1 protein-coding gene and 1 pseudogene are annotated in these 724 nt (G+C 33.8%); both read left to right on the forward strand.

Features of this window, described 5'->3' with window-relative positions:
* Positions 1-201, forward strand: a pseudogene (locus tag BZK24_RS10065) (porphobilinogen synthase); the annotation flags it as partial.
* Positions 202-309: 108 nt separating this feature from the next.
* A partial coding sequence (locus BZK24_RS10070; RefSeq protein WP_242423437.1) for a restriction endonuclease subunit S occupies positions 310-724 on the forward strand: 415 nt, incomplete at its 3' end.

Below are 724 nucleotides of genomic sequence, written 5' to 3' on the forward strand. Positions count from 1 at the left end.
GATCGCAAAAGCTATCAAATGGATTACGCTAATAAAAAAGAAGCGCTTTTAGAAAGTTTAGAAGATGAAAAACAGGGTGCGGATATTTTAATGGTGAAACCGGCTTTGGCGTATTTGGATATTGTTAAAGAAATCAGAGATCACACTTTGCTCCCTTTAGCGCTCTATAATGTGAGCGGGGAATACGCCATGCTCAAACTCGAGCTTTTACACAACCTCGCTCATAAAGTCTATGAATATTATTTCAAATACAAACCTAAAAATGCAAAGCTAGAACAAATTATTATTGAAAATCCTAAATCTAGTATTATGGTTAAAAACGCCCAAAAAACCCAAGATAAATACCCTTTTTTTACAAGCGGAGATAATATCCTATCCTACCCTAAAGCGATCATTGATGGCAGAAATTGCTTTTTAAACACTGGCGGTAATGCTGGTATTAAATTTTATGTAGGCAAAGCTTCTTATTCAACGGATACTTGGTGTATTTGCGCTAACGAATTTAGCGACTATTTATATTTACTGCTTTCAAGCGTGAAAACCCATATCAATCAAAGCTTTTTTCAAGGAACTAGCCTTAAACACTTACAAAAAAATTTGCTTAAAAAATATCCCATTTACATGCCGTCCGTGCATGAAATTAAAAAATTTAATCAAATTATGATGCCCCTACTCACGCTTATATCCATTAACACAAGAACTTCTAAAAAATTAGAACAAATCA

It is taken from the genome of Helicobacter pylori, assembly GCF_001998165.1.
GTDB classification, from domain to species: domain Bacteria; phylum Campylobacterota; class Campylobacteria; order Campylobacterales; family Helicobacteraceae; genus Helicobacter; species Helicobacter pylori_DL.